Here is a 9518-nt window from a genome sequence, read left to right as displayed (position 1 = left end):
CTCATAAACCCAATCGCTTTCCCAACCTTTACGAAGTAAATAATCGCAGAATTTCTTGCGTTTTTTTAATGCGTTTTTCTCGGTGATGGATTCCCAATGTTTTTCAGTAATGGTGTCGAAAGTCGTTTGATATTCTTCAGATGGAATTTCTTTAAGGGCTTTTGTGATTAAAAAATCAGAAATTCTTCTTGCTTTGAGTTCGTTTTTAATTCGAATTTTTCCCCAATGTTTTTGATGGAATTTACTTATTGAAAAAACAGAAGCAAATCGTTCTTCGTTCAAATAATTATTCTCAATTAAATGCACAATTACCACATCCATTTCAGTGCCAGATAGATGAAACGAACGCAACTTTTCTTGCACTTCGCTATGGCATCGTTCTTGGTAAGCGCAAAAATATTCTAGTTTTTGTATAATTTGGTCTACAGAGTTTGTAGTATTTGCCTTAAAATTCAAGAAATAATGGTAAATGTTAATAATTTATTAATGCAAAGATATTGAAATTGTGGTAATTACAACTATTTTTGTAGTCCCAAATCTTGTTAAAGTATTTACAAATATAAACCCCAATACAAATGAAGGTAAAACTACTTTTATTAGCTCTTCTTGCTAGTGCTTTTTCATGGGCACAAACTAATGTTTCTTACACAGCATTCACAACACCTGTTTGTCCAGCAAATCCTGTTGCTACAATTTCAACTCCTCCCACAGGTTTAACTTTCTCCCAAATGTCTAGAGGTTCGGGTGTTACTTGTGGAAATACTGCGTTATGTATAACAGGTTCAGGTTTTAATGGTACACTTGCTGCAAATATAGCTGCAAGCAAATGGTTTACATTTTCAATATCAAGTGATGCAAGCAACACTTTTACAATAAATAGTTTAAGTATTGTTTCTAGAGTTAGTAATGTGACTGGTTCACCAACGGTATCAGTCCAATACAGTATTGGTGCAGGCGCGAAAACATTAATTGGTACATACACACCAACAACTGCTGCAGCTACTTATACAATAACACCTGCTACAGCAATTTCTGTTGGTGTTAGTCAGGTAGTTAATATTTTTATTATACCTGTGGGATTGACCGCCGCAACTACTACTGCTAGAGTTGAGAATGCAACTAGTATAAATGTTACTGGAGCTAGTGCATGCACTCCACCAGCAGATCCAACAGGTACAATAGCAGTTTCTGCAAATCCATCTTGTGGTGCTGCAACTTTAAGTTATCCAGCAGGATTTTATTGGCAAACCACCGCAACAGGAACATCAACTTCGTTGCCAACTTCTTCTAATTATTCTTTAGCTTCAAGTGGTACAGTGTATGTTCGTGCTTACAATGGCACTTGCTGGAGTACAGGATCATTATCAAGTGGAGCAATTGTAATAAATTCTCCTTCAGCAGTTGCTACAAATCCATCTAACGTAACAATTAGTAGTGGAGCAAATACTTCTTTTAGTGTAACAGGAACAAATGCGGGAACATATCAATGGCAAGTTGATACAGGAAGTGGTTTTACTGATTTAGCAAATGGTGCACCTTATTCAAATGTAACAACAGCAACGCTAAATATAACTGGAGCAACTTTTGCAATGAACGGATATCAATACCGTTGTGTTTTATCAAATGCACCTTGTACTCCTGCAACTTCTACTGCAGCTACATTAACGGTTAGTGCACCGCAACCAGAAATAAATGTTAGACAAGCCGCAACTTCAATTGCTCACAATGGTACACAATTATTTGCTACGACTGCAATAGGTTCAAGTTCTGATTTAGTTTTCACAATAGAAAATACAGGGAGTTCCAATTTGACTTTTAATACACCATTATCTGCTTCTGGAGATTATAGTATAATAACACCTTTAGCAGTATCACCAGTAACTGCTGGAAGCTCAACAACTTTTACGGTGAGATTTACACCAACTGCAATTGGTACTCGAACAGGAAGTGTAACCATCGGTTCAACAAATGATACTGATGAACCAAATTATACAATCAATTTTACGGCAACGGCAACAGCAAGTAATTTATCTGATATTATTGAAAACACAGGATTTACTTATAATTCTAATATTGATTATACAGTTTATCAAGCGGCATCAATTACAAATACAGCAAATAGTATTGGAGTTTTTCAATTTACACTTCGCGATGGTGGAGCCACTTTAACGGATGCCGATGCTTTAGGAACAGAATTATCTGCCATAACATTTAATGTGACTAATCTTGCTAATATTAGAACAGCGGCACTTTTCAGGGCAAATACTTTAATTAGTAACACACCAATAATTGGAGGCGGAACAATTTCATTTTCTGGGTTAAGTGGAGCAAACGTTACTGCGCTTGATGGTACTCAAGAAAATCTGACGTTAAGAATTACATTTAATACTGCTGTAACAGATAATCAACAGTTGCAATTTACAGTAGCTTCTGCCACTGCTGCCACTGGAAGTTCATTATTTGCTGCAGCAAATGCTGCTGGAGCAATTTCTAGCACTACAGGTGATAGAAATAGAATTGAAGTTATTGCAGATAGATTAGCATTTGTTGTACAGCCAGTTAATACAGCTCAAAATGCAGCAATGGCAAGCTCACCAAGTATTAAGGCCTGTGATGTAAATTCTAATACCGATTTAGATTACTCAACAGCTATTTCAATTACTTCAACTGGAACAATGACTGGTTCTCCAATAAGTGTTGTCCCAACTATTGGGACAGGAGTTTCGATATTTTCTGGAATAGTTCATACATCTAATGGTACATATACTTTAGGAGCAACAAGCGGCAGTTTGGCTGGAACGACTAGTTCAAGTTTTGTTATATCAGCATTTAGTTTTGCAGCTGGAGATTTTCGCCCACTTTATCCTACAGATTTATCCTTTAATGGAGATTGGGAGTATTATAATGGAACATCTTGGGGACCAGTTCCAGATAATAATGCGCCACAAAACACAACTACAACAATAAATAGAATATTAATAGACAAATATGTAACTGGTGGAGGAAGTAATGCCAAAGCTTACAATTGTGATTTTATTATTCAATCAGGTGGAGAATTAATAATAGTTGCAAATGATCCTCTACCAGTTGCCGCACAAATGATTGCAGCTGGAAAAAAAATAGAAGTTTTAGCGGGCGGAATATTAACTATTGAAGGCGATATTGATGTTGCACCAACTTCTAATTTAATAGTTAGAGATGGTGGTGAAATGTATTTGGATCAAAATTCAATAGACAATACACATCCAATGTGGGATGGAATCGAATTATTTGAATCGGGTTCTTATGTTGTTATATGGGATTGGAATTGGTCAGCAAGTCCAACCAATAGAAGTATTATAAATATTAATGACACAAATATTTCCAATAATGCAAACGGTTATAAATTTGGTAATCTATATCTAGATATAACTCCGACAGATAATTTTACAATAGTTGGTGGACCTGTAGGAATTATAAATATCGCTGAAAATGATTTTGATATTACAAATAATACAGCATTCTACGTACTTGGATCTACAAATTCTACTGGTACAAATGGATATTTAGTTAATGGTAATTTAATTGTTAATGATGGTCCTTTTAGTTTTGGAGCGAGTTTTTCAAATTCAGCATTTAATCATCAATTTACAATTAATGGTGATTTTCAATGCTTAAGTAATGATATTTTAAAAATTCACCATTCAAGTTCAGGAACTCCAACATCATTAAGTGGTAATGTAACTTTTAAAGGAAATGTAAAAGTAGCTTCAACGGTTACCTCATTTTTAAATGATGGTGGCACGGGTACTCCATCAAGAATGACTGTTAATTTTGATGGAGGAACATTAATTAGTCCTAAATTGATTGATGTTGCTCCAACAGCTGTTGCGATACCTATGGCGATTAAAGGAACAAGTGTTAGGGCTTTCGCTACACAAGACCTTACAACCAATAGTATCGCTAGTTATACAGCTCCATTTACAGTTGAAACTGGTGGGACTTTACATTTTGGATGGGCAGCAGATGGAACAACTCCATTAGTACTTAAAAAAACAACAACAAGTCCGGCAGGTACAAATACTTTTATTTCGCAAACAGGTACAACTCTAATTTCAACTTCATTAGACGGATTGCAAAAAGCATCTGCTACTACAGGAAATGTTCAATATGCATCAAGTAATAAAACATTTGATCAAACAGCAGTTTTTTGGTATGTTGGGAAAAATGATCAAGTTACTGGAGATGTTTTTACTACAGGTGGAACAGCCAAAACTATTATTTGCGATTTAATAGATAATACAAAAAAATTAACCTTAAGCAGTTCAACAAGTATAACAGCGCCTGGATTACTAAATATTATAAAAGGTCAATTTTTTGAATCAGCAACTGCTTTGATTACAGGAAGCACAGGCGGTTTAACTATGGAAGACGGAACACGTTATGTTATTCCAAGTTTATCATCATCTGCAACTGACTTTATCCCAAGAATGGATGGATTATCTTCTATTTATAATCTTTCAGGAAATTCTACAATAGAGTTGAACGGTGCTGATGGTGCAAGTGTATATGATCAATATTTGAGAGGAAGCCGTAACTACAGAAATCTGACCTTTTCTACAAGTGGTACAAAAACCATTTCATCTGCAATTAGTTCTATTACTGGTACAATTACTGTAGCGGACGCAGCTGTTTTAAATGTTGAGAATAAAGTAATGGGAGGAATAGGAACCAACTTGACTATGACTGGTACATCACAATATATCACAGCAGGTACTGGAGTTAAACCTGATGCATCTGGAACGTATAATTTGGGAACAGGGACAAAAGTTACTTTTACAAGCGGTTCAATAGCTGTGCCAATTTTAACTTTACAACAAATAAGATTAGCACCAAATTATTATAATATTGATATTGTTGGTAATAATGTTGGTACAAATACAACAACAGGATCTGTAAAAATACAATCTGGTGGAACATTTACAGTGAAATCTGATGGAATTTTCAAGCATTCAAATACTGCTGGTTTTAGTGGAAGCGGCGTAACAGCAATTGATAACACTAATACTCCAACAATAACTTTAGAGGCAAATTCTACAATTGATTATGCAGGAGCTGACCAAACCATCACATTATTTTCGCCAGCCTACAGAAACTTAACCATTTCTGGAACTGGAGTGAAAACACTTCAAGACGATTTTGCAACTAGAGTAGAAGAAGATTTAAGAATAGATTCAGCTAAGCTGTTATTGACAATTAATCAAATAATTACCGTTAAGGAAGGAGTTTCTATAGCGGCGACTGGAGCAGAATTTGAACTTGATAACAATGCACAATTAATTCAAATTGATGAAGTTGATACTAATGTGGGTACTAATTTTAAATTAAAACGTTTGGCATTTGTAAACGCTCAAGATTATGTGTATTGGTCATCACCAGTATTCGGTTTTGATGTAGGTTTAATTCCAACGCAACAAAGGTATTTCTGGAATCCTATTTTTGCTAACACAAATGGAACGGTAGGGAATTGGAATGGTGCGACAGGAGCAGATGCAATTATGTCTGTAGGAAAAGGATATATAGTGAATTGTGGAAGTGGATTTCCAATTCATGGCTCAGTACCAGGAAATTTAGAAACTAATTTTGTTGGAAGACCAAATAACGGAACGCTTACAAGTACCATTCAAAGAGGAACAAATGCGGCTTCTATTGATGATAATTGGAATTTAGTTGGAAATCCTTACCCATCAGCGATTTTTGCTGAAGAGTTTTTAGATGCCAATGTTGATAAAATTAATGGAAGCGTATGGGTTTGGACGCACGGTCATGCACCAGATAATGCTACTGATCCATTTTATGATAATTTCGGTGCTAATTATTATGCTACTGATTACTTAAAATACAACAAATTAGGAGCAACAGACACAACTTTTAGCGGAATTATTGTTTCGGGTCAAGGATTTATGGTGAATATGTTGAATACAACACCATCAACCACCGAAACGGTTACATTTACTAATGCAATGCGTACAGACGCCACTGCAACACCATACAATAACTCTATTTTCTACAGAACAGCAAATACTAATTTAACAGTAGCTAATCCAGAAGAAAAGCACAGAATATGGTTGTCAATTATAAATACAGCTGTAGGTCAAAAAGAGTCAGCTTTATTGGGTTATTCGGCAAATTCAACGCTTGTAGCAGACCATTTCTATGATTGTATTTATGTACCAAGAACTGAAGTTGGTATTTATACTTTGGTTAATACTGGCGAATATGTAATTCAAGGTCGTCCATTACCATTTCTTGATAGTGATTTAGTTCCTATGGGAGTGAAAATTGTAAATGCAGGAAGTCACAAAATTGCCATTAAGAAAGTAGACGGTTTATTTGAAGGCAATCAAGGAATTTATTTAGAAGATACAGTATTAGGTATTGTACATGATTTAAAAGCAGCACCTTATACATTTACATCAGAAGTTGGTGTGTTTAATAGTAGATTTATTGTAAGATATACACCATCGGCTTTATCAAATGACGATTTTGATTCACTGGATAACAATGTTTTTGTTTCTACACAAAGTACTGATGTTTCAATAAAATCGGCTAACGAATTAATGTCGTCTGTACTTGTTTACGACATTTTAGGAAGAGAACTTGTGAGAAAAAATAACATTAATGCTAATGACATTACTTTACCAAATGTGTCTGCAGTTAATCAAGCGTTGATTGTGAAAATCACTTTAGAAAACGGACAAGTTGTAACTAGAAAAATCATCCTATAATTATAAAATTAATTCAAACAAAAAGTCCCAATCTGTATAGAATGGGACTTTTTTTTATGTGATGGAAGTTCTATTTTCCTTTTCCAGAAGCTTCTAGATTTCTTTCAATTTTGTGTTCTGGACGAGTCCATTTTGGTTTTTCTCCAAGCGATTGAAATTGAGAATCTTCTGCTTCAACTGTCGCTGGTTGTGAAACTTTAGTGAATGGTTTTTGTGGTTTTAAACCTAACAATTCAAACATTTTCATATCATCCTCAACATCTGGATTAGGCGTTGTAAGCAATTTATCACCAGCAAAAATAGAATTTGCACCAGCAAAGAAACACATAGCTTGACCTTCGCGAGACATATTGGTTCTTCCTGCAGAAAGTCTCACCTGAGTTTCTGGCATAACAATTCTAGTGGTTGCAACCATACGAATCATTTCCCAAATTTCAACTGGTTTTTCTTCTTCCATCGGCGTTCCTTCAACAGCTACAAGTGCGTTAATTGGCACCGATTCTGGTTGCGGATTTAAAGTAGAAAGCGCCACTAACATTCCGGCTCTATCTTCAATACTTTCTCCCATACCAATAATTCCACCACTACAAACGGTTACATTTGTTTTACGTACATTGTCAATAGTTTGTAATCTATCTTCAAATCCGCGTGTAGAAATTACTTCTTTATAATATTCTTCAGATGTATCTAAGTTGTGATTGTAAGCATAAAGTCCGGCCTCAGCTAAACGATGTGCTTGGTTTTCTGTTAACATACCCAAGGTACAACAAACTTCCATGTCTAGTTTATTGATGGTTCTTACCATTTCTAAAACTTGATCAAATTCTGGTCCGTCTTTTACGTTTCTCCAAGCTGCACCCATACAAACTCTTGATGATCCACCAGATTTTGCTCTCAATGCTTGTGCTTTTACTTGCGAAACACTCATTAGGTCGTTACCTTCAACACCAGTATGATATCGTGCTGCTTGCGGACAATAACCACAATCTTCTGGACATCCACCAGTTTTAATAGATAATAATGTTGATACTTGAACTACATTTGGATCATGTTGTTCTCTATGAATTGATGCTGCTTCATACAGTAAATCCATTAAAGGTTTATTGTATATTGCTATAATTTCTTCTTTTGTCCAATTGTGTTTTGTGATGCTCATAAGTATATTTTATGTTGCATCAAAAGTAGTCAAATTGTTTTGAAGTAAAAAATGAAATTATAATTGAAAAATTAAAGACTTACCTCTACATCATCTTTAAACACATCTTTTGTTCTCCAGTATTGCATATTGATAAAGGCAACAATCAATACTGATGCAATTCCTTCAATAAAAAGTCCGAAACTATATTCTGCAATAGAGGGTTCTCCGCCAAACAAAAATGCTTCTGATAATTGGTTCATGTATTGTTCGCCTCCTCTAATTTTTAAATAAGCAACAAGTCCGATAATTCCCAGTCCGATGCCTATGAAACCAGTTAAAGCAGAAGATGTTAAATTGGGTAAATAACCAACTTTGCCATTTTTTAGATTCGATTTTATAGCGAGGTTCAAGCCATAAATAACGATGAAGACATTAAGTATTCTTAAAAAATAAAGTTGGGACAAACCTAAAACTTCCATCAGTAGAAAGTAGATTCCAATTCCTAAAAATATTAAAATTCCGTATTTAAACTCTGTAGATAATTTCATAATTTCAAATTTTTAAGTTATTTTTTAGTAAACACTTAATCAAATTTATGAAATATTAAATACAATACGTAAGTTTTAACATAATCTATAAGAATGTTTAACTCTAAGAAAATCGAATTATATTTTTGAAATGTAACTTAAAGACGTTTGTTGGTCTTTGTTTAATTGCGATTTTAAAGAATCGAGTGAGTCAAATTTTTGCTCTTCACGAATAAAATCTAAAATTTCAATCGAAATTATTTTGTTGTAAATATCTGCATCAAAGTCAAAGAAATTTACTTCAATAGTTTGATGTTCGCCATTAACAGTTGGACGATTTCCTATATTCATCATTCCGAAAATAGTATTGCCATCATAATTGCTTTTTACAATGTAAACACCATTTTTAGGAATCAATTTGTACGATTCTTTAATTTGGATATTTGCTGTTGGAAAACCTATTGTTCTGCCAAGTTGCTTTCCTTTTACAACTTCACCCGAAAAAGTATAGTTGTAACCCAAATATTTATTGGCTAATGAAATGTTTCCTTCCAGAATTGCGTTTCTAATTTTGGTAGAACTCACCGCATTATCATTAATTTCTTGTGCCGATATTTGTTCGACTTCAAAATCGTATTGTTTTCCATAAACAATTAAGTCGTCAATATTAGCGGTTCTATTTCTGCCAAATCGGTGATCGTAACCAATAATTATTTTTTTGATGTTAAGTAAATCGACTAAAATGGTTTTGACAAATTCTTCCGCGGTAAGTCTCGAAAACTTTTGATCAAATGGATGAATGATGAGGTTTTTAATTCCAATGTTTCCAATCAATTCCGATTTTTCTTCGATAGTATTGATCAGTTTTACATCAGAACTTTCTTGTAAAACCATACGCGGATGCGGAAAAAAAGTAAGAACCACACTTTCGCAATCGCGTTCTTTAGCGTTTTGAATTAACTTTTCAAGAATGAGTTTATGTCCTATATGAACACCATCAAATGTTCCGATAGTGACTATGGATTTTTTTGCTGCTTTATATTCTGATAAGGAATGAAATAATTTCAATTTTAAATCTTTTTGCAA

Annotated in this window: 5 protein-coding genes; 1 reads left to right on the top strand and 4 read right to left on the bottom strand. The window is 34.3% G+C overall.

Going from position 1 to position 9518, the window contains the following annotated elements; genetic code table 11:
* A partial coding sequence (locus DIU01_RS09155; protein ID WP_290833717.1) for a regulatory protein RecX occupies positions 1–456 on the bottom strand: 456 nt, incomplete at its 3' end.
* Positions 457–575: 119 nt separating this feature from the next.
* Here DIU01_RS09155 and DIU01_RS09150 point away from each other — a divergent pair.
* The gene (locus DIU01_RS09150) at positions 576–6767 is read left to right on the top strand and encodes a T9SS sorting signal type C domain-containing protein (protein WP_290833715.1); all 6192 of its coding nucleotides are present in this window, start codon (positions 576–578) and stop codon (positions 6765–6767) included.
* Positions 6768–6837: 70 nt separating this feature from the next.
* On the opposite strand, the gene bioB is transcribed toward DIU01_RS09150, so the two are convergent.
* The 3 genes from bioB to DIU01_RS09135 form a co-directional block, all read right to left on the bottom strand.
* Positions 6838–7923: a biotin synthase BioB gene (bioB, locus tag DIU01_RS09145; protein WP_290833713.1), complete on the bottom strand. Its 1086-nt coding sequence runs from the start codon at positions 7921–7923 to the stop codon at positions 6838–6840.
* A 71-nt stretch (positions 7924–7994) separates the two neighbouring features.
* Entirely contained in the window at positions 7995–8453 is a 459-nt protein-coding gene (locus DIU01_RS09140; RefSeq protein WP_290833711.1) for a hypothetical protein, read from the bottom strand.
* A 117-nt stretch (positions 8454–8570) separates the two neighbouring features.
* Positions 8571–9518, bottom strand: a 948-nt coding sequence (locus tag DIU01_RS09135; protein ID WP_367221907.1) for a bifunctional riboflavin kinase/FAD synthetase, incomplete at its 5' end; no start/stop codon positions are given.

Source organism: Flavobacterium sp. (assembly GCF_003525665.1).
Taxonomy (GTDB): domain Bacteria; phylum Bacteroidota; class Bacteroidia; order Flavobacteriales; family Flavobacteriaceae; genus Flavobacterium.
The sequence above is the reverse complement of the archived record's forward strand: the minus strand, read 5'-3'. Positions and strand labels throughout refer to the sequence as shown.